This is a genomic window from Photobacterium sp. GB-50, assembly GCF_003026755.1.
In the GTDB taxonomy this organism is placed as follows: Bacteria; Pseudomonadota; Gammaproteobacteria; order Enterobacterales; family Vibrionaceae; genus Photobacterium.
Window position 1 is genome coordinate 21,056 of record NZ_PYNX01000016.1, and the last position, 25,910, is coordinate 46,965.

General features: G+C 43.2%; 24 protein-coding genes. 13 read left to right on the forward strand and 11 right to left on the reverse strand.

What is annotated here, in order from left to right; genetic code table 11:
- The first annotated feature begins 59 nt into the window (after positions 1-59).
- Both C9J41_RS16545 and C9J41_RS16550 read left to right on the forward strand, forming a co-directional pair.
- On the forward strand, positions 60-833 hold the full coding sequence (locus tag C9J41_RS16545) for a class I SAM-dependent methyltransferase (protein ID WP_045084598.1): 774 nt from the start codon (positions 60-62) through the stop codon (positions 831-833).
- Between the two features lie 121 nt (positions 834-954).
- Complete coding sequence (locus C9J41_RS16550; protein ID WP_107207816.1) at positions 955-1,413, forward strand: hypothetical protein; 459 nt, start codon at positions 955-957, stop codon at positions 1,411-1,413.
- A gap of 340 nt (positions 1,414-1,753) precedes the next feature.
- On the opposite strand, the gene C9J41_RS16555 is transcribed toward C9J41_RS16550, so the two are convergent.
- From C9J41_RS16555 to hemC, 4 genes are read right to left on the reverse strand one after another with little or no spacing between them, the layout of a single operon-like run.
- Entirely contained in the window at positions 1,754-2,944 is a 1,191-nt protein-coding gene (locus C9J41_RS16555) for a heme biosynthesis protein HemY (RefSeq protein WP_107291126.1), read from the reverse strand.
- A complete protein-coding gene (hemX, locus tag C9J41_RS16560; protein WP_107294799.1) occupies positions 2,944-4,293 on the reverse strand; it encodes a uroporphyrinogen-III C-methyltransferase in 1,350 nt (449 codons plus the stop codon). The genes C9J41_RS16555 and hemX overlap by 1 nt, the downstream gene beginning before the upstream one ends.
- 14 nt (positions 4,294-4,307) lie before the next feature.
- Positions 4,308-5,054 (reverse strand): uroporphyrinogen-III synthase, encoded by a 747-nt coding sequence (locus tag C9J41_RS16565; RefSeq protein WP_107207813.1) that lies wholly within the window; start codon positions 5,052-5,054, stop codon positions 4,308-4,310.
- Entirely contained in the window at positions 5,054-5,986 is a 933-nt protein-coding gene (gene hemC / locus C9J41_RS16570; RefSeq protein WP_107207812.1) for a hydroxymethylbilane synthase, read from the reverse strand. Before hemC ends, C9J41_RS16565 begins: the two co-directional genes overlap by 1 nt.
- A gap of 393 nt (positions 5,987-6,379) precedes the next feature.
- Between hemC and C9J41_RS16575 the strand changes: the two genes are divergently transcribed.
- On the forward strand, positions 6,380-8,935 hold the full coding sequence (locus tag C9J41_RS16575) for a class I adenylate cyclase (RefSeq protein WP_107291125.1): 2,556 nt from the start codon (positions 6,380-6,382) through the stop codon (positions 8,933-8,935).
- Positions 8,936-9,017: 82 nt separating this feature from the next.
- Here the strand turns inward: C9J41_RS16575 and cyaY are convergent, their stop codons facing one another.
- Positions 9,018-9,329: an iron donor protein CyaY gene (gene cyaY, locus C9J41_RS16580; RefSeq protein WP_005372465.1), complete on the reverse strand. Its 312-nt coding sequence runs from the start codon at positions 9,327-9,329 to the stop codon at positions 9,018-9,020.
- Between the two features lie 78 nt (positions 9,330-9,407).
- Between cyaY and C9J41_RS16585 the strand changes: the two genes are divergently transcribed.
- The 6 genes from C9J41_RS16585 to yigB all read left to right on the forward strand — a co-directional run bounded on the left by C9J41_RS16585 (position 9,408) and on the right by yigB (position 14,081).
- Positions 9,408-9,524, forward strand: a complete 117-nt coding sequence (locus C9J41_RS16585) for a lipoprotein (protein ID WP_107207810.1) — start codon at positions 9,408-9,410, stop codon at positions 9,522-9,524.
- 68 nt (positions 9,525-9,592) lie between these two features.
- Entirely contained in the window at positions 9,593-10,843 is a 1,251-nt protein-coding gene (lysA, locus tag C9J41_RS16590; protein WP_107207809.1) for a diaminopimelate decarboxylase, read from the forward strand.
- A gap of 38 nt (positions 10,844-10,881) precedes the next feature.
- Positions 10,882-11,712, forward strand: coding sequence for a diaminopimelate epimerase (dapF, locus tag C9J41_RS16595; RefSeq protein WP_107207808.1), 831 nt, complete (start codon positions 10,882-10,884; stop codon positions 11,710-11,712).
- A complete protein-coding gene (locus C9J41_RS16600) occupies positions 11,709-12,413 on the forward strand; it encodes a DUF484 family protein (protein ID WP_107294800.1) in 705 nt (234 codons plus the stop codon). Before dapF ends, C9J41_RS16600 begins: the two co-directional genes overlap by 4 nt.
- Position 12,414: 1 nt before the next feature.
- On the forward strand, positions 12,415-13,320 hold the full coding sequence (gene xerC, locus C9J41_RS16605; RefSeq protein ID WP_107294801.1) for a tyrosine recombinase XerC: 906 nt from the start codon (positions 12,415-12,417) through the stop codon (positions 13,318-13,320).
- A gap of 32 nt (positions 13,321-13,352) precedes the next feature.
- Positions 13,353-14,081, forward strand: a complete 729-nt coding sequence (gene yigB / locus C9J41_RS16610) for a 5-amino-6-(5-phospho-D-ribitylamino)uracil phosphatase YigB (protein ID WP_107207806.1) — start codon at positions 13,353-13,355, stop codon at positions 14,079-14,081.
- 60 nt (positions 14,082-14,141) lie between these two features.
- Here yigB and C9J41_RS16615 read toward each other — a convergent pair whose 3' ends face one another.
- Genes C9J41_RS16615 through C9J41_RS16630 form a run of 4 tightly spaced genes read right to left on the reverse strand, consistent with a single transcriptional unit; the run spans position 14,142 to position 16,509 of the window.
- Complete coding sequence (locus C9J41_RS16615) at positions 14,142-14,594, reverse strand: DoxX family protein (protein ID WP_107207805.1); 453 nt, start codon at positions 14,592-14,594, stop codon at positions 14,142-14,144.
- Positions 14,587-15,405, reverse strand: a complete 819-nt coding sequence (locus tag C9J41_RS16620) for a DNA-binding domain-containing protein (protein WP_107287858.1) — start codon at positions 15,403-15,405, stop codon at positions 14,587-14,589. The genes C9J41_RS16615 and C9J41_RS16620 overlap by 8 nt, the downstream gene beginning before the upstream one ends.
- A complete protein-coding gene (locus tag C9J41_RS16625; protein ID WP_107207803.1) occupies positions 15,383-16,246 on the reverse strand; it encodes a DUF692 domain-containing protein in 864 nt (287 codons plus the stop codon). Before C9J41_RS16625 ends, C9J41_RS16620 begins: the two co-directional genes overlap by 23 nt.
- On the reverse strand, positions 16,246-16,509 hold the full coding sequence (locus C9J41_RS16630) for a DUF2282 domain-containing protein (RefSeq protein ID WP_107294802.1): 264 nt from the start codon (positions 16,507-16,509) through the stop codon (positions 16,246-16,248). The genes C9J41_RS16625 and C9J41_RS16630 overlap by 1 nt, the downstream gene beginning before the upstream one ends.
- 215 nt (positions 16,510-16,724) lie before the next feature.
- Between C9J41_RS16630 and uvrD the strand changes: the two genes are divergently transcribed.
- The gene (gene uvrD, locus C9J41_RS16635; RefSeq protein ID WP_107207801.1) at positions 16,725-18,896 is read left to right on the forward strand and encodes a DNA helicase II; all 2,172 of its coding nucleotides are present in this window, start codon (positions 16,725-16,727) and stop codon (positions 18,894-18,896) included.
- Between the two features lie 89 nt (positions 18,897-18,985).
- Here uvrD and ggt read toward each other — a convergent pair whose 3' ends face one another.
- Both ggt and rarD read right to left on the reverse strand, forming a co-directional pair.
- On the reverse strand, positions 18,986-20,749 hold the full coding sequence (ggt, locus tag C9J41_RS16640) for a gamma-glutamyltransferase (protein WP_107291119.1): 1,764 nt from the start codon (positions 20,747-20,749) through the stop codon (positions 18,986-18,988).
- Positions 20,750-20,883: 134 nt separating this feature from the next.
- The gene (gene rarD / locus C9J41_RS16645) at positions 20,884-21,789 is read right to left on the reverse strand and encodes an EamA family transporter RarD (protein ID WP_107291118.1); all 906 of its coding nucleotides are present in this window, start codon (positions 21,787-21,789) and stop codon (positions 20,884-20,886) included.
- A 204-nt stretch (positions 21,790-21,993) separates the two neighbouring features.
- On the opposite strand from rarD, the gene recQ reads away from it, so the two are divergent.
- The 3 genes from recQ (at position 21,994) to C9J41_RS16660 (ending at position 25,323) form a co-directional block, all read left to right on the forward strand.
- Positions 21,994-23,844 carry an ATP-dependent DNA helicase RecQ gene (gene recQ, locus C9J41_RS16650; RefSeq protein ID WP_107294803.1) on the forward strand — a complete coding sequence of 617 codons (1,851 nt, stop codon included), beginning with the start codon at positions 21,994-21,996 and terminating at the stop codon, positions 23,842-23,844.
- Between the two features lie 328 nt (positions 23,845-24,172).
- On the forward strand, positions 24,173-24,478 hold the full coding sequence (locus C9J41_RS16655) for a DUF3630 family protein (RefSeq protein WP_107247542.1): 306 nt from the start codon (positions 24,173-24,175) through the stop codon (positions 24,476-24,478).
- A gap of 134 nt (positions 24,479-24,612) precedes the next feature.
- Positions 24,613-25,323: a 7-cyano-7-deazaguanine/7-aminomethyl-7-deazaguanine transporter gene (locus C9J41_RS16660; RefSeq protein ID WP_107207796.1), complete on the forward strand. Its 711-nt coding sequence runs from the start codon at positions 24,613-24,615 to the stop codon at positions 25,321-25,323.
- The last annotated feature ends 587 nt before the right edge of the window (positions 25,324-25,910 follow it).

The window sequence follows — 25,910 nt, forward strand, 5'->3', positions numbered from 1 at the left end:
GCCCTATGATCGGATGTGAAATGTCACGCCCAGATGTTGTTTTTATATCGGAGATTGCTGTGCAGCTTGCCTTAGTTTGTGAAGTTCCTGAACGTCAGCCTGAATTAGATCAATTAGCCGCTCGTTGGGGCTTAAGCCATGATGAAAATAGCAGCTTTGCTTTAGTCCTTACCGCTGAGCAATTAGAGCTTCGTAAGCTTGATGAACCTAAGCTCGGTGCAGTTTCTGTCGATTTAGTTAGCGGTGCTGTCGCTCATCGCCGTAAATTTGGTGGTGGTCGAGGCCAAGCAATAGCAAAAGCAGTTGGACTCAAAGGCGGTATTAGCCCTACCGTGTTAGATGCGACAGCAGGTCTTGGTCGAGATGCTTTTGTCTTGGCAACACTCGGTTGTAAAGTTCAGTTGGTTGAGCGTCATCCTGTGGTAGCTGCATTATTAGATGATGGCTTAGCACGAGCAAAAGCCGATCCTGAAATTGGCGGTTGGGTAAGTGAGCGTATGCAATTGCTCCATGCTTCGAGTCATGATGCTTTGGTCAATTTAGCCGATGATCCTGATTTTGTCGCACCGGATGTGGTGTACCTTGATCCTATGTATCCACATAAGAAAAAGTCCGCTTTAGTTAAAAAAGAAATGCGCGTTTTTCAAACCTTAGTGGGTGCAGATTTAGATGCCGATGGTTTATTTGAGCCTGCATATGCGCTGGCAACAAAACGGGTCGTGGTTAAGCGTCCCGATTATGCTGAATTTCTTGCTCAAGCGAAGCCGTCAATGGCGATTGAAACTAAAAAGAACCGATTTGATATTTATGTAAAAGCGGCAATGAAAGCCTAAGTGGTTGTTGCAAATAAATAGTTACAAATAGGGACAATAAAATCTTATTGCTTTTCTGGAATTACGAATCATTATCGTTTAATGTTGATAAAAAGGTTCGTTGTTGGCTAGAGGAGCATTCATGGCTAAGACCTTGTGTAAATATCGCCGAGCAGAAATTGTCGATCAGTTTGCGACAATTAGTAAGATTGTCAGCGAACCAAATTTCATGTGTTCAAGTTGTACGAGAGTCGCAAGTGACAAAGAGTATTTGTGTAAGCCAAGCCGATTAACCAATGCGGTTAAGGCTGCTCCTCGTGTTGCGAAATTATCGATTCCGTCAGCCCCTCTGCCTATGATGGCAATGAAAACACCGAATGTGCATAATTTGCCAGCTCCTACAGCTGTGGGGCAAAGCCATATCGAAATGGTTGCGGTGGTCGAAGAAGAAGCGTTAGCGCCTGATAGCTTAAAGTTAAAGCAAGCTAAGAAATTGAAGAAACTAGCGAAAAAGAAAAATAAACAATTAAAGAAAGCGGCGAAAACAGTTAAGAAATTTGAAAAGCAATTGAAGAAAGCAAAACTTGCGCTTGGATTGTGATGAATACGATAAAATAAAAAAGCCTCCGAATTGGAGGCTTTTTTTGATTTCGTATTAGTCAGCGTTTTTAATTAGTACTGCGGTCATTACGCATACAATTACTGAAACTACGATACCAGAAACAATTAACCAAGGAAGCATATCCATAGCTTAGTTATCCAAATGTTAAGGAAATCGAAAGGCTATTGAATCGTGTTTATGCGATCGGAGCAATGGTTTGGATATATCTTGAGATGACTGTTTACACCTTGAAACATTTTATTGTTAAAAGTGTTATTTGTCTTTTATTTGACGAAAAAAAAGCGCCCACAGAGGGGCGCTTTTTCGGTTATTTATTTGATTAAGCTTGCTTACTTGGCTGTGCTAATTCGAGTGCTTGACGAGAGGCTGCCGCAGCACCTTGCTTGTCGTCTAACTGCTCTAGCGTTGCGACTAAGTGAGCGTAGTCTGTCATATCAGGACGAACCGCAATAGCTCTTTCAAAATGCTCTTTTGCTTCTTGCCAGTTACCTTCCGCCATTAACATTTGCCCCAATGCACTGTGCGTGACGGCATTATTGCCGTCTTGGCGCAATAGCTCTTGTAGCTTTACAATGGCAGGATGACGATCGGGTAGATTTAGCTGAGGTACAAGACTGATCAAGCGCTCATCTTGGCTCTTTTTAAGTGCATCACGTAAAATTGGGTAAGCATCGCTATCGGCATGACGTGCCATCATTTGTTTGATGAAGCATGCCACAAGCGCTGGATTCTGCTTATCTTTACGTCCCATGTTATTCCAGTATCCCACTAAGCCATCAGTACCATTTTGCTGACCAAGGTGCTGCATTTGGCCACATTGTGCTTGCTCATCAAGGACAGCTGCTTCTTCTTGACTGATCACGCCTGCTTTCATTAGCTGTGGCAGTAAAGTTAGCAGTGATTTCCAATCTTCCAGCTTTAAGTAGCACTCTTGAAGTAGACCTAACACGATAGGATTGCGTGCATGATCTTGTTGTACTTCTTGTAATGTTGCCAGTGCTTGCTCAAATTGCTGTTGGCGGATTTGAAGCTTGGCACGGGTGAGTGCAACCGCAAGGTTTTGGCTATCAAGCTCAGCAGCTTGTTTCAAGTACTCATCACGTTGCTCGGTTTTACCTAGTCCTTGTGCGGCCTCTGCAGCCGCAAGGTAGTTTAGGAGTGGCGCATCGCTGAATTTAGCCGATTTAGTTAATAGCTTTTCAGCGGGTTTCCAATCACCTTCTGTTACTTTTAATAGGCCTTCTGACGTTTGGATTCGTGCTTTGCGAACTTTACGCCCACTAAACCAACCACGGGTTGAGCTACTGATTGAAAAGACGCGTTTTAGAATAAATTCAAGTAATAAGAAAACGGCAAACAATGCAACGATTAATACTACGAGTGTCGTTAGGCTCATCTCAATGGTTTGATTTGCCGTTGAGATCAACACATAACCTTGATTACCAGCGAGCTCGGGGCCAACAATAATACCGGCGATCAGTGCCAGTACCAATAACAATAATTTAATCATTATTTGGCCTCCACTGTGGTTACCGTATTGTAAGTGACTGTCGCGTTATTCTTACCTTTAATCGATGTTTCAGCGGGTTGCGTTACTGTTGTTTCACGTTTCGCTTGGGCTGGCTTTTTTTCTACTGCTGGCGCTTCTGTTTCCGGTGTCGGTTTTACTGCTGGTTTAGTCTGCTTTACAGGTTGTGCCTGCGTATCATCTAATGTCGCCATTTTATTACGTAGCACTTGATTGACGAGCTTAGTAATTAATGCCTGAGATTGCAGCTTCTCTGGGTAGTTCACTGTGATTTGCTGTTGGGCTAATTGATCAAGGCTCTTAATAAAGCTTTGCGTTAGCGGTGAAGACATATCGTAATATTGTTCAGTCCACTTCTTCGCGGTATCAAGAGAGATCTTATAAACATCACCTTGCTCACGGTAAACCGCATCAATTGCGACTTCTAACTTGTTTTTGATATTTTGCTGTAAGTAGAAATCTTGTTGTGGTGAAAGCAGGGGAACAACATTGCCATCACGCTTACGATAAGTAATGAAGTGTTCGCCAAAGTTTTTCAACGATGTCAGCAAATTATCTTTCCAATCATTCACCGATTGACTCACGGTTTGTGATTGGGGTTCATCTACTGCTTTTGGCAAAATAGCATTAGCTAAAGGTAAGTTATCAACACTGTTTTCAAGACTTGTTAAGCGTAGCACTATGCCATCACGGTCAACGTGAGTCAGTGATTTTAATGTTGTAATGTCATTGCTCATTGCTTGGCGTAGGTTCTTCAAGCTTGGGTCATTCATTTCTGCGATACGATGATCAGCAGACTCAAGCAATAACGTTGCACTGGTGACATCATGCTCTAACCAGAGTTTACGTCCTGCCATTTTCACAAGGTAATCCGCTTCGGCTAGGAGCCAATCGTTCGGACTATTGCCTTTTAGCTCTGTGACTGTGGTCTGCAGAGCTGCAATCGATTTTTGCTGTTGGCTTAGGCTAACTTCAGCACTGCGTAATCCGCCATTAATAAGAGTAATGGTTTCTTTTTGATCGTTTTGCATCGCGGCTTTCATGCTAGCAATTTGTTGTTGTAGCGCCTCAATACGCTGTTGCTGCTGCAATCCCTGCTGATGACCGTGATAGTAAAGCCCACCACCGAGTGCGATAACTAATGCAATCGCAATCAACCCTGTTTTGCTACCTGATTTTTTTTCAGATTTCTCTGTTTTTGCTGGTGCTTTAGGTTGTTCTTTGGTTGCTTTTTTTGGCGCTTCTTTAGCCGGAGTAGGCGTTGTTGCCGTGGTTGGCTTGTCCTGCTTTGGCTGTTCTGCTGCGGTGTTGTTGTTAGATTTGTCTGTCATCCTAATTATTCCGTTTAGCTAAAGTTGCTTAGGAACGTGAAGAGTGCATGATTGGAGGCACTGCCCACGGTGGAAATATTCATAAAGCCAAGCGTTGTTGCTTGCTCGGCCACACGTTGACTTGGGACGAGAAGGTGGCAATTGAGAAACCAAGTCAAATGTTGAGTTGGGATCCTTGTTGTTAAAAATACTAGTTGTTCAGCACTGGTAATAACAAGGGTATCCAGCTGTTGATGTTGCCATTGTGCCACTAATTTCTCGCCATCGAGATCAAGCCAACATCGCTGATACGTTTCGCAATAGTTGACTACTGCATGGCGTGCCGTTAATGCTTGGTGGATCAACTCTCTGCCACCATTCCCTCGCAATATAAGGATGTTACGATCCGTAACGTGTGCGAGTTCGGGTAAGGCTAATAATCCTTCGCTATCACAGCGGTGTTCAGGAGATAATACTCGCTGTCCGCTCAATTTTGTCAATGTTGCGGCAGTTTTATGACCAACAGCTATATAATGCACGTTTTTTGGCCATGCTGCACCTTGCGATACTAAGTAATCGTGCGCAAATGTTACCGCATGATGGCTTACAGCAATAATATAATCATTGGCTTTTAATGCATTGATTTGTAGCAATAACGAAGAAAGTCCATCACCGGCTTTTAAGGTTAATAGCGGTTGGGCTATTGCGCTGATCGCCGCAGCATTGAGTTGCTCTGCCAATTGATAACAATCGGGGGCAGGGCGGGTGATCAGCACTGTCATTACGCGTTACCGTATAATCGATTTAAAATATCGCGAGCACCATCGTTAAGCAGTTGCTCTGCGAGAGTTTCTCCCAATTGCTCTGCTTGCTCGATTGGTCCACGAATTTCAGCGCGTACAATCTTACTGCCATCAGGTTCACCGACTAATGCGCGTAGCCAGATTTGGTCGCCTTCAAGCTCTGCGTAACTACCAATTGGCACCTGACAGCCGCCTTGTAGGTAGTTATTCATTGCACGCTCACACAATACGCGTGTTGTGGTGGCTTGATCACTTAAGGCAGCTAACAATTGACGAACACGTGTGTCATCGAGACGACACTCAATCCCCACTGCGCCTTGGCCAACAGCAGGTAAACTCACTTCTGGTGTAATTTCGCTGCGAATACGGTCTTCCATTTTTAGACGTTTAAGGCCAGCACAGGCAAGAATAATCGCATCGTATTGACCTTCATCCATCTTACGTAAGCGAGTATTAACATTACCACGTAGATCGTTGACGATAAGATCAGGGCGTTGGGCGCGTAATTGACACTGACGACGTAAGCTAGAAGTACCAACAATAGCACCTTGAGGTAGCTCATCAATATTGTTGTATTTATTTGAGACAAACGCATCACGAGGATCTTCACGCTCACAGATGGTTACAAGGCCTAGGCCTTCAGGAAACTCAACGGGTACATCCTTCATTGAGTGAACCGCGATATCTGCACGGCCTTCAAGCATGGCGACTTCAAGCTCTTTTACGAATAGCCCCTTACCACCCACTTTAGCCAGTGGAGTATCTAAAATGATATCGCCTTTTGTGATCATCGGAACAAGCTCGACAATAATGCCTGGATGGGCTTGTTCTAGCTCTGCTTTAACGAATTCAGCTTGCCACATAGCGAGTGGGCTTTTACGTGTAGCAATACGGATTGGTTGATTACTCATAAGTATTGGGGATCCATAATGAAGATTCTATTTTCTATTAAGCACATCGTACCATTAGCATCGTCTGGATGATAATTTGCTTAATCATTTGAGTATATGCATACGATCATGTTGCTAATAGTTTAAAAAAATGTGATATTAATCACATCGACCTTAAATGATAGAATGATGATTCGCTGGCAACTGGCGGTTATTCATCATTGTACTAATTTGAGGTAATAGTTTAAGGATGAATCACACAGAATTGTCGCATTACCTGACTTGGCATTATCTTTACCAAGGGTATTAAAAGTGTTACATTGATCACGTTTTTGCTCATATTTAACACAGCTCAAATGATCCTAAGGGTGATATTTGGGGTGCTTCAACTCTGTTAGCTCTTGGAAGAGTAATTTGCAAAATTATATTAAGACGCTGAAAGGCAGGCTAGATTCATTGACTGAGCTTCGTATTGAACGAGCACGGTTAGCGATGAATGCTCAATCAGTACAAGTATTTGACTTGTTGCCTGTCTTACTTCATTACAATCACCCTGCTTTACCGGGTTATCTTGACCAACCGGTAGCTCAAGGGATCGCGAAATTTGTTGTGACTGATGTCCAGCAACAATTCGTTGATGATTGCGCCTATTCTGCCGAACTCTCGGTCGATCCCCTATTGCTTGAGATAAATGACTGCCCGATCACTGGCTTGTATGCCATGGGAAGTACCTCATCAATGGGACAAAGCCTAACCAGTGATCTTGATATCTGGGTTTGTATCCGAACTTCATTGACGCCAGCAGAACGTAGTGCACTTGACAGCAAGTGTAGCCTTGTGTCGCAGTGGGCAATGGAGCAAGGGGTTGAAGCGAATTTCTTTCTTATTGATGAGAATCGATTCCGTCATAACTTCTCTGAAGCGATGACCGGTGAAAACTGTGGTTCTAGCCAGCATTTATTATTATTAGATGAATTCTATCGCTCTGCCGTTTGTTTGGCAGGGTTGCCATTATTGTGGTTTATGGTGCCGCCAGAAATGGAAGAGTGCTATGACCAATATATGGCGTACTTAATTGATGAAGATTACATTAATCTTGATGAGTGGATTGATTTTGGTGGTCTAACGCGTATTCCTGCCGAAGAGTATTTTGGTTCAAGTTTATGGCAGTTATATAAAAGTATCGACTCACCGTATAAGTCAGTGCTCAAAGCCATTTTGCTTGAAGCTTACTCATGGGAATACCCGCATACCCAACTTTTAAGCCTTGATGGTAAGCGTCGCTTCTTTGCTGAAGACCGCAGTGAATACTGTATGGATGCGTACTATTTAATGTTGGAAAAAGTCACGCGCTATCTTGAGCGAATTGATGATCATCGTCGTCTTGATTTAGTGCGTCGTTGCTTCTATTTAAAAACCCATGAAAAGTTATCTCGTGAACCAAGTGCCGGCTCTGTGCCTTGGCGTCGTCGTGTTCTCAAGCACTTAACTGAGCAGTGGCAATGGACAGACTCGGTGATTAATGAACTTGATCATCGTCGTGATTGGAAAGTGACACAAGTTAAAGAGGCACATAACGAATTATTAGATGCGTTAATGCTAAGTTATCGTAACTTAATCCGTTTTGCGCGTCGTAATAATATTACCTCTGCGATCAGTCCTGAAGATATCAGTATTTTGGCGCGTAAGTTATATGCGGCATTTGAGGTACTTCCAGGTAAGGTCACTTTACTTAATCCACAGATCTCACCGGATTTACATGAAGAAGATATCACCTTTATTCAGGTGCCAGAGGGGCGTACGAATGCTGCTGGTTGGTATCTTTATAAACAGCCCATCGATCCCTTGTTAATTATGGGACAACCGGCTCTTGAGCATAACCGTTACTTATCTAAGTTGGTCGCTTGGAGCTATTTTAATGGTTTATTAACGGAATCAACGCACCTTCATACCGTGGTACGTGATGCAGATTTTGATTTAGATAAGCTCTATCAGTTGGTGAGTGATATTCGAAATACCTTCCCAATTCGCCGTCCGAATCCAAGTTTACAAGCGTTATCGAGCCCGTGTGAGATTCGTCAGTTAGGGTTATTCATTAATTTAGAAAATGATCCAACCAATGAGCTGAAAAACCGCTCGGTACGGTTTGATTTTAAAACTACCGATATTTTCAGTTATGGCCCAGAACAGAAATGTTTAGTTGGCAGCGTCGATCTGATTTATCGCAACTCGTGGAATGAAGTGCGCACGCTTAACTTTAGCGGCGATAATGCCATGTTAGATGCACTGAAAACCATGCTTGGGAAGATGCACCATGATGCGATCCCACCTGAAGCGGTTGATGTATTCTGCTATAGCAAGCACATGCGTGGTTTGATCCGTAATTTAGTATATCAGTTAGTGGCTGAATGTATTGAAATGCGCTTAAAACCGGTTGAAGAAGAAAAGCGTCGTCGATTTAAAGCGATCCGCATTGCAGAAGAAACCTTTGGCTTATTCTTTGAGCGTCGTGGTGTTTCTGTTCAACGGTTAGAAAACCCAGTTGATTTCTACAGTTGCATTTCATCGAATAAAGTCAGTGAAGTGCCTCATGTTGTGATGGGTAAAATGGACGAACCTCATCCTCCACAAATAGTGGATGCTTATGCGAGTGAAGGTTTGATCCAGTTCTTCTTTGAAGATTGTGAGCAGGGCTACAACATCTATATCTTAGATGAAACCAACCAGATGGAAGTGTACCGTCAATGTAGTGGTAATAAAGATGAGATGGTACATGGGGTTAATCGTTTTTACACTTCGGCTCAAGACCGTTTTAGTGCGACTAACTTCATTAACTTTAATTTACCCCAGTTCTACGATATCGTGCATTGCGACAACGGTAAATTACAAGTATTGCCATTTAAGAGTGGTCAAATGCCGCGTCCAAAGCCCGATGTCGATCCCAATTCAACTGGGATGCTTAACAGTTAATACCGTGTATTGACATGACAATAAAAAGCCTTCAGATGTGAAGGCTTTTTTTATCGGTAGTTCATGACAATAAATATCTTATTTACCATTCAACCGCTTCACCAGCATGAAGGCTGCATTCTTTTTTAAGCAGTGAAAATAGCTCTTCATCACTGCGGGTACAACGCCATTCCGTGCCATTATATTTGAAATGATAACCGCCTGATTTTGAAGCTAACCAGAGTTCATGTAATGGCTCTTGGCGGTTAATTACGATCTGGCTGCGGTTAGCAAACTCGAGTGTTAATACATTACCCGTTGTCTCTGGCTCAATGTCGGCACCGGATTCATCGATACCTTCTTCGATTTGCATTAGTGCTAAATCAGCTAATTGGTGAAATTCAGTGTCATTCATCTTATTGTGTCCTATTGCTTTTCCTGTTCTTGGTGCGATTATAGAGGGCATTGGTTTGATAATCACTGGCTTTGAATTATGCGTAAAGGTTTATTAGCAATTTTTGTGTTAGCGACCCTAACATTAGCGGGATGTGGACAGAGTGGTGCTCTCTACATGCCAAAAGATGCACCACAGCAAGAGCAAGCAAAGTAAAAAATAAATAAACACTGAGTTAAACAGTGTCGCCATTGAAAGCAGCTACTTAACAGGGAAGAAAAACATTGGATTACTTTAACTACCAGCAAAATAATCAATTATGGGCTGAAAATGTGCCATTAGCACAATTGGCTGAGCAATACGGTACACCTTTGTATGTGTATTCACGTGCAACGTTAGAGCGCCACTGGAAAGCATTTGATGAGGCGGTTGCGACACACCCTCATTTAATTTGTTATGCCGTTAAAGCGAATTCTAACCTTGGGGTATTAAATGTTCTTGCTCGTCTTGGCTCTGGCTTTGATATTGTGTCACAAGGTGAATTAGAGCGTGTGATTGCCGCTGGTGGTGATCCGGCAAAAGTGGTGTTCTCAGGTGTCGGTAAAACGGCGGCTGAAATGCAGCGTGCACTAGAGCTTGGGATCAAATGCTTCAATGTTGAGTCTGAACCTGAATTAGAGCGTCTAAATAGCGTTGCTGAAGAGCTAGGCGTTACAGCGCCTATTTCATTGCGTATTAACCCTGATGTTGATGCGAAAACGCATCCTTACATCTCAACAGGATTACGTGATAATAAGTTCGGTATTGTGTTTGATCGCGCGGTGGAAGTGTATCGCCTAGCGCATAGCCTGCCACATTTACAGGTTGTTGGTATGGATTGTCATATCGGCTCTCAGTTAACTGATATTACTCCATTTATTGATGCTACTGATCGTTTATTGGCGTTGGTTGATGAGTTAAAAGCCGAAGGCATTCATATTCAGCACCTTGATTTAGGCGGTGGTCTAGGGGTGACTTACAATGATGAGCAACCACCACAACCTGCAGATTATGCTTCGGCATTACTCGCCCGATTAGAAAACTATCCTGATTTGGAGCTGATTTTTGAGCCAGGACGCGCCATTGCTGCGAATGCGGGTGTATTACTGACAAAAGTTGAGTTTCTAAAGCATACTGAACATAAAAACTTCGCCATTGTTGATGCGGCAATGAATGATTTAATTCGTCCGACGTTATATTCAGCGTGGCAAGACATTGTGCCGGTTAGCCCGCGTCAGGGTGAAGCGCATGTCTACGATTTAGTTGGACCTATTTGTGAAACCGGTGACTTTATCGGTAAAGATCGCAGTTTATGTTTAGCGCAAGGTGATTTATTAGCAGTTCGTTCAGCAGGCGCTTATGGCTTTGTGATGGCATCGAATTACAATACCCGTGCTCGTGCGGCTGAAATTATGGTCGACGGTGAACAGGCTCATGTTGTTCGTGAGCGTGAAACGCTAGCGCAACTGTGGCAACTAGAACAGATTATTCAGTAATCATGGCTGCGATGAAATGAAAAAAATTAAGGAACATCATGCAGATTAACTTTTCCAAAATGCATGGGTTAGGCAATGACTTTGTTGTTGTTGACTGCGTGACACAAAATGTATTTTTTTCACCTGATGCGATCCGCCGTTTGGCGGATCGACATCGTGGTATCGGCTTTGACCAACTGTTAGTGGTTGAACCGCCTTATGATCCTGAAACGGATTTTCATTACCGTATTTTTAATGCTGATGGTAGTGAAGTCGAACAATGTGGTAACGGTGCCCGTTGTTTTGCCCGTTTTGTTTCAATGAAAGGGTTAACCAATAAATACCATATTTCGGTGAGTACAAAAGCAGGGAAAATGTTGCTGAAACTTGAAAATGATAATCAGGTGACAGTAAATATGGGCGTGCCGATCTTTGAACCGAGCAAGATCCCGATGAAAGCTAAACAGGCTGAAAAAACCTATATTTTACGTGCAGGTGAGCACACGCTTTTCTGTGGCGCGGCAAGTATGGGGAATCCGCACTGTGTAACGATGGTTGATGATGTTGATACTGCCGATGTCGATACATTAGGCCCGTTATTAGAATCCCATGAACGTTTTCCTGAGCGTGTTAATGCTGGCTTTATGCAAGTGCTCGATCGCAATAACGTGCGTTTGCGCGTTTATGAGCGTGGTGCGGGTGAAACGCAAGCTTGTGGTAGCGGTGCCTGTGCGGCGGTTGCGATTGGGCGAGTGCAAGGTTTGCTGGATGAAAATGTAAAAGTTTCTCTACCTGGTGGTGATTTATATATTCGTTGGGCGGGGGAAGGTAAACCATTATTTATGACCGGCCCTGCCGCTCACGTTTTTGACGGACAATTTATTCAATGACAACACATTCTCAGCAAACTTGTTCATCAGGGGATGACTTGAATGAGGTGCTGAATGAGCAAGCAGTTGTAACTTACTTGCGCAATAATCCCACTTTTTTTTCACGTCAATCGGAGTGGTTGAGTGAGGTGCGGATCCCTCATCAAGAGCGTGGTACCGTCTCTCTGGTTGATATTCAATTAGAGCGACTACGACTACGGATCGCCGAGCTTGAGCAACAACATGCCACGTTACTCGCCAATGCAACCAAAAGTGGTGAGTTATCGGTCTTGTTCTCTAATGCTCAAGTACAATTATTACAATGCCATAATATTTATCAGGTACTGACGATTATTGATACCTTAGCGGCGCAATTGGATCTTTCTGTTTGTCTTCGCTTGTTTGATAGCGAAGATAAGTTGTTATATCTCGAACGTCGCCAATTTAACGATTTTTATCGTTCTCGTTTAATTCAAGATCGTCCGTATTTAGGCCGCTTACGTCGTCCTGAAGCTGAATTGTTATATACCCATCCGCCACAGCTAGGATCATTTATTGTGTTGCCATTAGGTCGATCGGCTGCCAATGGTGTATTGAGTTTTGCGAGCGCAGATGGTGGACATTTTCAACCAGAAATGGACACCTTGTTTGTTGAGCAGTTAGCAACAACCATTAGTTACCTGATAGAGCATTGGCAATATACCCGTGAGGTTATTGACTAATATGTTGCCCCGCAGCTTGGAACAACCACTTGAACGTTTCTACGAATATTTACGTAGTGAACGTGAACTAAGCTTACATACTCAGCAAAATTATAAGCGTCAGCTAACGCGTATTGCTGAACAATTGGTCGAATTGAGCGTCGATAATTGGCAGCAAGTGGATGCCGGTTGGGTTCGTCAAATCGCCAGTAAAGGGATGCGAGATGGCTTAAAGGCGAGTAGCCTTGCGATGCGCTTATCAGCCTTGCGAAGTTTTTTTGATTTTTTAGTCCACCAAAATGTTTTAAAAGCCAACCCTGCAAAAGGCGTTGCGGCGCCACGAAAAGCACGTCCATTACCCAAGAATTTGGATGTGGATGAAATGAATCAATTGCTGGATGTTAACGATGATGATCCATTAGCAATTCGTGATCGCGCAATGATGGAGTTGATGTATGGTGCAGGGTTACGTTTAGCCGAGTTGGTTGGTATTGATGTGCGTCATATCAGTTTAAGCAAAGGCGACTTACGGGTAATTGGTAAGGGCGATAAAGAAAGGGTGGTTCCTTTCTCTGGCCTTGCTCGTGAATGGGTAGCGAAATGGCTGAAGTTGCGTGACAATATTGCTCAAGCAGAAGAGCCTGCACTGTTTGTGTCTAAATTAGGCACGCGTATTTCAACTCGAAATGTGCAGAAAAGAATGGCGGAATGGGGACAAAAACAGGCGGTATCAAGCCACATTAACCCCCATAAACTACGTCACAGTTTTGCGACACATATGTTGGAATCGAGCGGCGATTTACGTGCAGTACAAGAGCTTTTAGGTCACGCAAATTTATCGACAACCCAAATCTATACTCATTTGGATTTTCAGCATTTAGCGAAAGTGTATGATGAAGCACATCCTCGTGCTAAGCGTAATAAATAACATTGACTGCTACGTATCAATACAGAGAAATTATGCATTTTTACCGCCAATTAACGCCAATTAGTGCCTTAACTTTTGATCTTGACGATACCTTATACGATAACCGTCCGGTGATTGTTCGTGCTGAACAAGCAATGCTTGACTGGTTAACGCAGATCTTACCGTCACGTATCATAATTGATAAAACCGTTTGGTCATCGCTTAAATCGCAATTAGCGATGCTAGATCCAATGCTCAAACATGATGTCAGTTTGTGGCGATATGAAACCATTAAAATAGGTTTAATGCAGCTAGGGTTTCGTCTATCAGAGGCAGAAATTTTAGCGCAGCAGGGGTTAGATACTGTACTGGCTGTTCGCAACCAAGTCGATGTTCCTGCAGAAACGCATCGAGTATTACAACAATTAAGTGACCATTTTCCGCTAGTCGGGCTAACAAATGGTAATGTTGATGCAGAAAAAATTGGCTTAGCGCCATATTTTGTCGAGGTGTTTCAAGCGGGCAAAGATGGTTTAGCAAAACCTGAGGCAGATTTATTTAACCTTGCGGTTAATACCCTAAATGTACCAGCCGCGACAATCTTACATGTTGGTGATCATCTTATTACCGATGTAAAAGGCGCGAAACAGCATGGCTTTCAAGCGTGTTGGTTTAACGATCAAAAAAAATTGATTCAGCAGCAATCGCAAGCGTTGATCTTACCCGATGTAGAAATTACGCAATTGGCGCAGCTGCTTGAGATTGTCGGATTAGAGCAGTAAAAAAAAGCGACCATGGGTCGCTTTTTTATTGCGTATAGCATATTAAAACACGATCGATATTTAGAAAGAATGGTGAAGGTGGCCACGATTAAATAAGTGATCAAAAGAGAGACTTCCCGCCCCCCAGATCACATTGGTGAGTAGCATCATTCCCCACAGTTGGTGATCATAAAATCCTTTTTCCCAAAGTGCGGGATAGGAAATGACTGCCATGACGTTAAATCCAAAAAGTACGAATGCCATCGGGCGAGTAAATAGCCCCAGCGTGAGAAAAATAGGGATAAAAACTTCAACCGCAGTACCAATATATGCCGCCCAGAGCCATGGTAATAAGGGTACATGATACTCGTATTCAAAAAGGTATAAGGTGCTGTCCCAGCTTGAGTATTTGATCATGCCAGATTGAAAAAATACCCATGCAACCCAGAGACGAGTAAAGAGCAGCACAAGTGGGATAAAAGGGGTCGTTAGCCGTGAGAAAAAAGGGTCGATACTGCGAATAAAACTATCCATCGTTTGCCTCCACGATATCGTCGGTGAGTTGATATTCAAATAATAAAGGTAGTTGTTCAAGCATCTGTGGCGAGGCTTGTTGAAGTGATTTTTGTTGTTGGCAGTGAATGATTAACGCCTTGAGATCTGAAGAGATAACCTGCGTTAATATTTCGTTGCCACGTAATTGAATAACCACGGTTTGTGGCTGATCAATATCAAGTGCTGCCAATGGATCATCAGCGCTAGAAAACGCTGATGCGTGATGGTTGAGCCTTTCACCCTCTACAATATGCCACAAATCCCCGACACTATACTGGCTGGTCAAAACATAGGTTGCCGTAGGAATATGAAAATAGCTTTGTCCAAAGGCATCGGCATTTTCTGAATTTTGAAGGTGTTGTAATTTTTCAAATGGAAAACCGTGTTGTTGTGACGGCATGCGGCTGACAATATCTCGGTACCATTCGAGTTGAGCGAGATCCGATAAATACGGTAAGGCTTTGTTGATGGTTTCATTATTTGCAATAGTGTGATGAAACCCTTCACCGTAATGGCTCACATCGCCTTGCGTTAAGGGAGAATGCAGTATGTGTAATCGTGCCAGTTGAACAAAACAGTCATGGCCGATCATCGCCAAGACTGCGGGATACGTTGCCGAAAGAATATCGGTTAAACTCAAAATAAAATTATTTCGATAAATTTGTAGGTGTTGCTCGGCACTAAAGCTGGTGGCTTTTATCGTTGTAGATGCATGACTGTGTTTGTATTGCAGCGCATCGGAAAAGGCGCTTTGGAGCTGGTGCAGTTCATTGTTGACGGCATATTTCATGGTGATGTTCTCGTTGAAGGAACGCGTTCGCTTTAGCCGCTTCAGCAAGGAGTATCTCTAATGATGGTAACTCTGCATCCCACTCTATTAAGGTTGGAGTATGCTTACCATTTTGCTGTATCCATTGACGATAAAGTTGCCATACAGGCTCACTTACCGGCTTACTATGGGTATCAATCCATATTTCCCCTTCAGGGAATTGTTTCACCGTAAAGCCTGCAAGGTGGATCTCTTTTACCGTATCGGGATTGATGGCATCTAAATAAGTTTGGCAATCAAACTGATGGTTAAAGCTATTGACGTAAAGATTGTTTAAATCTAATAACAAGCCACATCCTGTGCGTTGTTGAACGGCAGTTAGAAACTCCCATTCCGGTATAACGGAGTGCTTAAAACTGAGATAGCTCGATGGGTTTTCAATTAATAATTGTCTGTTGAGGTAATCTTGCACTTGTTCGACATGCGTACAGAAAACATCAAGTGCTTGCTCGGTATAAGGTAGAGGCAGTAAATCGTTAAAGTATTGACCGTTAACTGAACTCCAACTGAGGTGATCTGAAACCGCAAAAGGATTAACAACGTCAATGAGTTGTTTCAGTTGCTTTAAATGCTCACGGTTAATTGGATCGGCTGAGCCAAGGGATAACCCAATACCATGACAACTCATCGGGTAATGCTCGATGATGGCTAACAGTTGTTGATATTGAGGCGTATAGCGGTTGAAATAGTTTTCACTGTGAATTTCAAGCCAGCCAATATCTGGACGTTGCGCGATAATCGGTTGGTGATGAGGTGAGCGTAAACCCACCCCAACCATATCCGTTAATAATGGATAGCTCATTATGCGGACTCTGTTGAACCACCATGAAGGCGATCGCAAAGCCCTTTAGGCATCGCAATGAAGGCATCTTTTTGACCATCTTCTTTCGCTGAGCCTGCACATGATGTGGTTTTCGTTGCGCAGTCATTTTTTCCTGCTTTCGCCACCCCATAACATTTTTCTTTTGCTTCGCCAGCAACGGTAGAAGTTGAGGCTACTGTACCTGCTAATGCGATAAGACCTGTCATGGCTGATGCGAGTGCAAGCTTGTTTACGTTGTTCATGATGAAATCCTCTTGAGATATAACTTAGTTGGCTGATTTTTATGTGGCGTTAACACGCTCTGTTTAATAGGAAAGGGGATGGCTGATATTTATTGCGAAAAAAAATGATTAAAATTAAAACAATTTTCTGCACCAAGGAAAGATGAAGATATCGAGGCAATCTTTTTTCGTGCTGTTATAATCATCACCATTGTATAAATAACCAGTAGATAGCGATGGACGTTTCACTCCTATTAGACGGGCTCAATGATAAACAAAGAGAAGCGGTGGCAGCGCCGTTGGGTAACCACCTCGTACTGGCTGGCGCCGGTAGTGGTAAGACACGAGTGCTGGTTCATCGCATTGCTTGGTTGTTATCGGTAGAGCAAGCATCACCGTATTCGATTATGTCGGTGACCTTTACCAACAAAGCGGCCGCAGAAATGCGTGGGCGTATTAATGAGTTAATGCACGGCTCAAGTGCGGGGATGTGGAATGGTACTTTCCACGGACTATGTCACCGCATGCTGCGTGCTCATTACCTTGATGCGCGTTTGCCGGAAGATTTTAATATTTTGGATTCTGATGATCAGATGCGTTTATTGCGTCGCTTGATCAAAGCGCAGAATCTAGATGAAAAGCATTGGCCCGCTCGTCAGGCTGCTTGGTATATCAATGCCAAGAAAGATGAAGGCTTACGTCCTAAACACGTTGAAACCTATAGCGATCCTGTAGAACAAACTTGGTTGCGTATTTACACCGCTTACCAAGAAGCGTGCGATCGTGCGGGTATGGTCGATTTTGCTGAACTATTGCTGCGATCTTATGAGTTATTGCGCGATAACAAGCATATCCGTGAACATTACCAAGCACGCTTTAAGCACATTCTGGTTGACGAGTTCCAAGATACCAACAGCATTCAGTTTGCGTGGTTACGCTTAATGGCGGGACCTGATTGCCATGTGATGATCGTAGGTGATGACGACCAGTCTATTTATGGTTGGCGAGGGGCAAAAATTGAAAATATTCAGCGTTTCTTAAATGAATTTAAAGATGCGTCGTCGATTTTCCTTGAACAAAACTACCGTTCGACCGGCAATATTCTAAATGCTGCCAATGAGTTGATTGCCAATAACAACGAACGTATGGGCAAGAAACTTTGGACTGACGGTGGTGAAGGTGAGCCGATTTCGCTCTATTCTGCGTTTAACGAACTCGATGAAGCGCGTTTTGCGGTGGGGAAAATCAAAGAATGGCGCGATCAAGGTGGCAGCCTCAACGAAACGGCTTTCTTGTACCGTAGTAACGCCCAATCACGGGTATTAGAAGAAGCATTAATTCAAGCTGGACTGCCGTACCGTATCTACGGTGGTATGCGATTCTTCGAGCGCCAAGAGATAAAAGATGCGTTGTCTTACATGCGTTTAATCTCCAATCGTAATGATGATGCCTCGTTTGAGCGTGTGGTAAATACCCCGACGCGTGGTTTGGGCGATCGCACGTTAGAGACGATTCGTTTAGCTGCTCGCGATCGTGGTTTAACCATGTGGCAATCGAGTATTGCCTTGCTTGAAGAGCAAGTTTTAGCAGGTCGTGCGGCGAATTCATTACGCCGTTTTATCGAGCTGATTAATGCGCTTGAAGACGATACCGCTGATTTGCCAATGTATCAGCAGACCGATGAAGTCATTCGACATTCCGGTTTACGTGCAATGTACGAGCAAGAAAAAGGCGAAAAAGCCCAAGCGCGTATTGAAAACTTAGAAGAATTGGTCACAGCAACTCGCCAGTTTGAAATCCCAGAAGAAGCAGAAAGCATGACGCCACTGGCGGCCTTCTTAGCCCATGCGGCATTAGAAGCCGGTGATGGTCAGGCGGATGACTTTGAAGATGCGGTGCAGCTGATGACGATGCACAGTGCTAAAGGTCTAGAATTCCCGGTAGTATTTATGGTGGGTGTAGAAGAGGGGATGTTCCCTAGCTCACGTACCACAGAGGAAGTGGGACGTTTAGAAGAAGAGCGTCGTTTGTGTTACGTGGGGATGACCCGTGCAATGCAAAAACTGTATATCACGTATGCTGAAATGCGTCGTTTATACGGTAAAGATAACTTCCACAAACCTTCACGCTTTATCCGCGAAATTCCCGACCAGTTCGTCGAAGAAGTCCGCATGAAAGCGCAAGTGTCACGTCCGGCAAGCAGTGGTCGTTTTAGCCAAACACAGGTGAATAACAACTTTAATGAGACAGGTTTTAACCTAGGTCAGCGTGTTGAACATCCAAAATTTGGTGAAGGCACCATCATTAACTTTGAAGGCAGTGGCGCGCAAAGCCGTGTGCAGGTGGCGTTTAATGGTGAAGGCATTAAGTGGTTGGTGACTCAGTACGCCAAGCTTACACCAATGTAATAGTATGCGTTTTTAATTGTAACAATAAAGCCCAGCAATCATCTTTTGAGTGCTGGGCTTTTTGTTTTTATCGGTGTATTAGCACGCGGTTATTGGCTGATCACTTTACCTTCTCGACGAGGATCGGCTGCCCCAATAAGCTGATTTGGCGCAATACTTATCGCTTGAATACCTGAATTCAGATCTTTGATTTGGATTTTATAGCCCAGCTTCTCAAGCTTTGGCGCCCACTCTGCCGCGGGCGTGTTTTTTTCAAGTTCAAAGGTACCGAAGCGATTATTCATATTCGGTAAGTTGATCGCTTGTTGTAAATCCATCCCCCAATCAATATACGCGACTAAGGTTTTTGCAAGATAACCAATGATCTGACTTCCTCCGGGTGAGCCGATGGTTAGCACTGGCTGGTTGTTTTTCATCACAATCGTGGGTGTCATTGACGAGCGAGGTCGTTTACCTGGCTCTATTCGGTTAGCAACAGGAACTCCCTCAATTTGGCTGCGGAATGAAAAGTCCGTTAATTCATTATTGAGTAGAAATCCCCTGACCATTAACCGTGAACCAAAACTGTTTTCAATCGTCGAGGTGAGTGAGACCACATTACCTTCTTTATCTACAATCGATAAATGGCTGGTGGAAGGCAGTTCGATCGCTTCATCACTGGCGCGGTTATTGGCATGATTCCAAGGTGGCATTCCCGGTTTTACTTGGGGTAATGCTTTATTTCCCTCGAGTAATTTAGCACGCTCGGCAAGGTAGTTCGGATCGAGTAAGCCACGAACAGGCATTGGCACATAATCACTGTCTGCCATATAGCGACCGCGATCAGCAAAAGCTAAACGCGAGGCATCACCAATTAACTGCCAACTTTTGACGTTATCGGCACCGAGCTTATCCAAGGGATAATGATTGAGCATGGCCAATATTTGCCCCAAGGTTAATGCGCCAGAGCTGGGTGGCCCCATTCCACAAATTTGATATTGACGGTAGGGGGCACAAATAGGCTCACGTTGTTTAACGCTGTAGCTGGCGAGATCCATCGTGTTTAATACCCCAGGATTACCTTCTGCGTTTTGGACGGTATTAACAATATCTCGTGCAATATCGCCTTGATAAAAGGCTCTTGGGCCATAATCAGCAATTTGACGTAAGGTATTTGAATAAGCGTTATTAACTAACTTACTTCCTGCTTGAAGTGGTTTGCCTTGTGAGTCAAAAAAGTAGGCTTTAGTCGTAGGGTAGCGACGAAGATTTTCTGCATCGTTCTCAACCATTGCAGCAAGCCGAGGGCTGACGATGAACCCTTCTTTGGCTAATTTGATCGCAGGAAGAAACAGCGTTTTCCATGGCAATTTTCCGTATTGCTGATGACTACGCCATAGCAGTTTAATCGTACCCGGTGTACCGACAGATCGTCCACCGACAACGGCATCATAGAATTTTAGCGGCTGACCTTGATTGTCTTGAAACAAACGGGGAGTCACAGCAAAAGGGGCTGTTTCTCGACCATCAAATGTCGTCATTTGGTTATTGTCATTATCCCAATACACCAAAAATCCACCACCACCGATCCCTGATGATTGTGGCTCAACTAAGCCTAATATTAGTTGCGCGGTGATCATTGCATCAACAGCACTGCCACCCTGACGTAAAATATCAGCTCCTGCTTGACTGGCATAAGGATTGGCCGTGGCGATCATCCACTCTTTACCTGAAACCAACGGTTGTGATTGTTGGTTAGTACTCGGCTCAGGTTCAATGTGATCAGAGGCTTGTTGAACTTCATTGGCTAATGCTGGAAATGAAAAACAACAAACACTCAATAAAAAGGCTGTAGCGGAGGTGAACCTTGGCATCTTCAATCCTTATAAGTGGAGTAATGTCGTTAACTGGACGCTATTTTATACTTTTATTTGCTTGAGTTAGATAATAAAAATGAGAGTTCTATCATACATGTCGAATGATTATCTAAAAGCAAACAAGCTCGTCGCTAATTTTTATTATTCGATGATTGTTGATGAGATCGGATCCCATCAATACTAAATAACAACAGCGCCAACCAAATACAGCCAAAGGTAATGCCATGTTCTAATTTAAACGGCTCTTGATAAATAAAAGTCGCTAATATGAACATCAAACTAGGGCCGATATATTGTAGAAAACCTAAGGTAGACAGCTTTAATTTCGTTGCGGCACCGGTAAAACACAGTAAAGGCAAGGTAGTGACAATACCGGCAGCGACTAACAGTAAATTGAGATTGAAGGAATTATCCGTCAGGTTAGCCGTTGGGCTGCTACTGATAAAAAAGAGATAAATAGCGGCTAACGGTAACAACACAAAGGTTTCAATAAATAAGCCAGTTTGAGCATCAATATTGATTTTTTTTCGTAATAGGCCATAAAACCCAAAGCTGGTCGCAAGTGCAAAGGCAATCCAAGGTAATGACCCAAATTGAATGAGCTCGGCAATAACACCGATCGCAGCGATTAAAACTGCTGCCCACTGTAAGCGACGTAACCTCTCACCCAGTAACAACATGCCGAGTAGCACATTTAACAGTGGATTAATGTAGTAGCCTAAACTGGCATCTAAAAGATGATTGTTATTGACCGCCCAGATGAAAATAAGCCAATTACAACCGACAAGTAACGCAGATATTGTGAGTAGGAAAAGCGTTTTCGGTTGAGTGAGAACGGCTTTGACACGCACCCACTGGCGGCTGAATGCAATAATGAGTGCAAGGAAGAAGAACGACCAAATCACGCGATGACTCAGTATTTCGAGCGGAGGAACGCTGGTAATGGATTTGAAGTAGATCGGCGCTATTCCCCACATGGTATAGGCAGAAATAGCGAGAATGATCCCACGCTTAGCGAGATTGTTGTTATCTTCCATGAAACTCCAAATCTAACATTGGTTAACTTTTATTCTATAGCAGTATATAAACAAGATCGCTTGATATACCAGTATTTATTTTATTGCTGAAAAGATGATGGAAAACCAGAGCATCGAGTTTTTAATTGATAGCCAAGTTACTACCTCGCATCAAAGGGGGCTTTAGGTATAGAATGAACGCCCCGTTTAGCCAAGAGACTTATCATGTCATCCGTCTGCCATCATGGACCCAGTTCTGCATTATCAGCATCTACGAGCGAGTCTGTTTTACAGGAAATTTTCGGTTATCAGCAATTTCGTGTAGGTCAACTGGATGTGATTGATGCCGTCAATCGTGACGAAGATTGCTTGGTGATTATGCCAACGGGTGGTGGTAAGTCATTGTGTTATCAGATCCCTGCCTTATTAAAAGAAGGGATCACGCTGGTTATTTCACCGCTTATTTCATTGATGAAAGATCAGGTCGATCAACTTAAAGCCAATGGTGTTGCTGCCGCCTATATCAATTCGACGATGGAACGTGATGAGATCCTCGCCGTGTTTGATGCGATGAAAGATGCGACTGTAAAGCTAGTCTATGTCTCGCCAGAGCGCGTATTAACGTATGATTTTATTGATCGTTTACGTGACGTACCGCTGGCGATGGTCGCGGTTGATGAAGCGCATTGTATCTCCCAATGGGGACATGATTTTAGACCAGAATATGCCGCTCTCGGACGATTGAAGCAGTCGTTTGAAAACCTACCGATAATGGCATTAACTGCCACGGCAGATGAAACAACCCGCCATGATATTGTTAGCCGCCTAGGATTGCAGAGTCCTCATGAGTATCTAGGCAGTTTTGATCGCCCGAATATTCGTTATATTTTGTGGGAAAAACATAAACCGTTAACACAAATTATTCGCTATGTTGAAGGTATGCGTGGGCAGTGCGGCATTATTTATTGCAATAGTCGTAAGAAAGTAGAACAGATCAGTGAAAAACTGCGAGATAAAGGCATACGTGCAGAGGCCTATCATGCGGGGTTAGATCATGTTGAGCGAGCCAATGTTCAAGAGGCGTTTCAACGGGATGATATTCATATCGTGGTTGCCACTGTTGCCTTTGGTATGGGGATCAATAAACCCAATGTGCGTTATGTCGTGCATTTTGATATTCCTCGTAACATTGAATCTTATTACCAAGAAACAGGTCGAGCAGGGCGTGATGGTTTACCTGCTGAAGCGGTAATGTTATACGATCCTTCAGATTTAGCCTGGCTTCGCCGTTGTTTAGATGAAAAAGAAGAAGGGCAGCAAAAGGACGTCGAGCGTCATAAACTGCATGCGATGGGCGCGTTTGCTGAAGCACAAACTTGTCGTCGTCAGGTATTGTTGCATTACTTTGGTGAGCACCGTGATGAGGCATGTGGTAATTGCGATGTGTGTTTAGATCCACCGCAGCGTTTTAATGCGGTCGAAGTCGCGCAAAAAGCCTTGTCTTGTGTCTACCGTGTTAACCAAAGTTTCGGTATTACCTATATCGTTGAAGTGCTTCGTGGGATGCAAAACCAACGAATCCGCGAGCATGGACATGATAAATTAAGTACTTATGGTATTGGGCGTGAATACAGCCATGAATATTGGGTGAGTGTATTACGCCAGTTAATTCATTTGGGGTACTTAACCCAGAATATTAGCCGTAATTCCGTACTGCAATTAACAGAAAAAGCCCGCCCACTATTACGTGCTGAGATTGGTTTAGAACTTGCAGTTCCGCGACTGGATAATATTGCCCGTAACATGAAAGTGAATAAACTCGCGAATCGCCAGTACGATAAAAAATTGTTTGCCAAGTTACGTAAATTGCGAAAAGCGATTGCTGATGAAGAAGATCTACCGCCTTATGTGGTGTTTAACGATGCCAGCTTAATGGAAATGGCAGAGCGATTACCGACGTCAAATGGCGACTTTCTTGCGGTGAACGGGGTGGGTCAGCGTAAACTAGAAAAATACGGAGAGGTTTTTTTAGGCTTGATCCGTGATCATTTATTGGCAATTGAAGAGCCGCATTAAAATATCGAATCTAGCAAGTTGAGTATAGATATAAAAAAACCGGGCTCATGGTAAGCCCGGCTAGAATGCGTTAAAGAAACAGCCTTAATAGGGTGTTTGGTCACGACAAAACAGCTTGCGTATTTTTGGTGGAATATTCATTTCACCGAGCTGCTAGGTTATGCGACGGGACTCGCGATAACGTACTCTAGCAGCAGCCCAATAAGACCACGATGATAAGTGGAATACTAGAGCAACCTTAACCTTTGTAATGCTAATTAACACTTGGTTACATCAAGGGATAACAAGGATTGAAGCCCGCTATTTAAAGCAATAAATAGGAGTCATGATGACAGCAGTAATAAGTCACGTATTCGGTATTCGTCAGTTTGAACGCGACGCACGTTTTTTATCGATTAAAAGCCCGGCATTTGATTTCGATAGTTTTGATACGATCGCAGAATCTTTCTTACTCGCCATTGATGCTAAGATGGTAGAGAAAGAAAGTAATGCAGATCTACATATTTGGTTGATTGATTTTGAAGGTTGTCGTTTGCTGTTAAAAGGTGAGCATTACAGCGGTGCGTTATGGCTTGAAGCCATGAGTGATGACGATGAAGAAACACTCACTTTTATTGCGAGCTTATTAAATTAATCTCGCTGGTAAGATCAAAAGCTAGGCAAGCAAGCTGGTTTCTGTATAATCGCCGACCTGGTCGTTGTTGGCGATAAAACGCTGGCAGCAAAGTATGTTTGGGTTCCCTCCCCCCATTGACAAAAAGGTCTCACATGACGACTGCTTTATCTCAATCTAATGCTATAGCTTCACCCTCTTTTACTCCACAACAGCAACGTAAAGCCCTAGGTTATTTAGTGCTATTTCATTTACTCGTAATTGCATCGAGTAACTATTTAGTGCAGTTACCTTTTACCGTATTTGGTTATCACACCACCTGGGGAGCGTTTACTTTTCCGTTTATCTTTTTAGCTACCGATCTTACCGTGCGTATTTTTGGGGCTGGAATGGCGCGTAAAATTATTTTCCGTGTCATGATGCCTGCACTGCTCGTATCGTATTTATTATCGGTCTTGTTCTTCCAAGGCGAATACCAAGGGCTAGGACATTTAACGGAATTTAATCTGTTTGTTGCTCGTATTGCGATTGCCAGTTTTATGGCTTACTTGCTAGGGCAAATTTTAGATGTGTCGGTATTCAACCGCCTACGCCAATTAAAACAATGGTGGATAGCCCCAACGGCCTCCACTATTTTTGGTAATGCGATTGATACCATTGCGTTCTTTGGTATTGCGTTTTACCACAGTCCCGATCCGTTTATGGCAGCAAATTGGACGGAAATTGCGTTGGTGGATTACAGCTTTAAGTTAATTATTAGTCTCGGACTATTTGTGCCTATTTATGGCGTATTACTTAATTACTTAATTGATAAGCTGACAACGTTACCACCGCAAACGTTAGTGGCGGCAAAGACTAATCAATAGTTTTGTTACTAGTGATAAGGGTTAAAGAAGAAACCGATCCTAAGATCGGTTTTTTTATACAGTGAAGACACTGGTTAAAAAATATCGTGTCAAATGACAATTATTCTCAATAAAATACTTGCATCTCAAGTGAGAATGGTTATTATTAACATGCACTCAGGCGATAGGGATGGAACATAATCATATCGTCTTGATGGCACGACATTGCTCACATTGCTTCCAGTGTACTACAGCTCCGGTTGCGTGTTATTAGTGTAGGGCTAATAACCGAACACCACTTCTGCTGAGCGACGCTACTCATCGTAGCGTCGCTTTTTCTTTTTTAAGATCTGTCTAGTCTATTCTTATCTTCCATTGATCCGTTATCGTTAAGCCGTTTATTTTTTTCTATTGCATTCACGATGGCATAGTCTTTATGTGTGATTTTACTGTGCCACGATCGAAGCGTCTTTATTGATCACTATTAAGATAAAAAAGAGATCAACTTTCTATGCTTTAGTTTTTTATCGAAGATAAATTTTCACTGATAGGTATCTCTGCCATTAAATAGTGTATAAGCGGCTAAAATTACCGCAATTTAGTTATTT

Excerpts from the sequence above, each read along its gene's own strand:
- C9J41_RS16550 (WP_107207816.1), top strand. The coding sequence starts at position 955 with ATGGCTAAGACCTTGTGTAAATATCGCCGAGCAGAAATTGTCGATCAG.
- C9J41_RS16555 (WP_107291126.1), bottom strand. The coding sequence starts at position 2,944 with ATGATTAAATTATTGTTATTGGTACTGGCACTGATCGCCGGTATTATT.
- hemX (WP_107294799.1), bottom strand. The coding sequence starts at position 4,293 with ATGACAGACAAATCTAACAACAACACCGCAGCAGAACAGCCAAAGCAG.
- C9J41_RS16565 (WP_107207813.1), bottom strand. The coding sequence starts at position 5,054 with ATGACAGTGCTGATCACCCGCCCTGCCCCCGATTGTTATCAATTGGCA.
- hemC (WP_107207812.1), bottom strand. The coding sequence starts at position 5,986 with ATGAGTAATCAACCAATCCGTATTGCTACACGTAAAAGCCCACTCGCT.
- cyaY (WP_005372465.1), bottom strand. The coding sequence starts at position 9,329 with ATGAATGACACTGAATTTCACCAATTAGCTGATTTAGCACTAATGCAA.
- C9J41_RS16585 (WP_107207810.1), top strand. The coding sequence starts at position 9,408 with ATGCGTAAAGGTTTATTAGCAATTTTTGTGTTAGCGACCCTAACATTA.
- dapF (WP_107207808.1), top strand. The coding sequence starts at position 10,882 with ATGCAGATTAACTTTTCCAAAATGCATGGGTTAGGCAATGACTTTGTT.
- C9J41_RS16600 (WP_107294800.1), top strand. The coding sequence starts at position 11,709 with ATGACAACACATTCTCAGCAAACTTGTTCATCAGGGGATGACTTGAAT.
- xerC (WP_107294801.1), top strand. The coding sequence starts at position 12,415 with ATGTTGCCCCGCAGCTTGGAACAACCACTTGAACGTTTCTACGAATAT.
- yigB (WP_107207806.1), top strand. The coding sequence starts at position 13,353 with ATGCATTTTTACCGCCAATTAACGCCAATTAGTGCCTTAACTTTTGAT.
- C9J41_RS16615 (WP_107207805.1), bottom strand. The coding sequence starts at position 14,594 with ATGGATAGTTTTATTCGCAGTATCGACCCTTTTTTCTCACGGCTAACG.
- C9J41_RS16620 (WP_107287858.1), bottom strand. The coding sequence starts at position 15,405 with ATGAAATATGCCGTCAACAATGAACTGCACCAGCTCCAAAGCGCCTTT.
- C9J41_RS16625 (WP_107207803.1), bottom strand. The coding sequence starts at position 16,246 with ATGAGCTATCCATTATTAACGGATATGGTTGGGGTGGGTTTACGCTCA.
- C9J41_RS16630 (WP_107294802.1), bottom strand. The coding sequence starts at position 16,509 with ATGAACAACGTAAACAAGCTTGCACTCGCATCAGCCATGACAGGTCTT.
- uvrD (WP_107207801.1), top strand. The coding sequence starts at position 16,725 with ATGGACGTTTCACTCCTATTAGACGGGCTCAATGATAAACAAAGAGAA.
- ggt (WP_107291119.1), bottom strand. The coding sequence starts at position 20,749 with ATGCCAAGGTTCACCTCCGCTACAGCCTTTTTATTGAGTGTTTGTTGT.
- rarD (WP_107291118.1), bottom strand. The coding sequence starts at position 21,789 with ATGGAAGATAACAACAATCTCGCTAAGCGTGGGATCATTCTCGCTATT.
- recQ (WP_107294803.1), top strand. The coding sequence starts at position 21,994 with ATGTCATCCGTCTGCCATCATGGACCCAGTTCTGCATTATCAGCATCT.
- C9J41_RS16655 (WP_107247542.1), top strand. The coding sequence starts at position 24,173 with ATGACAGCAGTAATAAGTCACGTATTCGGTATTCGTCAGTTTGAACGC.
- C9J41_RS16660 (WP_107207796.1), top strand. The coding sequence starts at position 24,613 with ATGACGACTGCTTTATCTCAATCTAATGCTATAGCTTCACCCTCTTTT.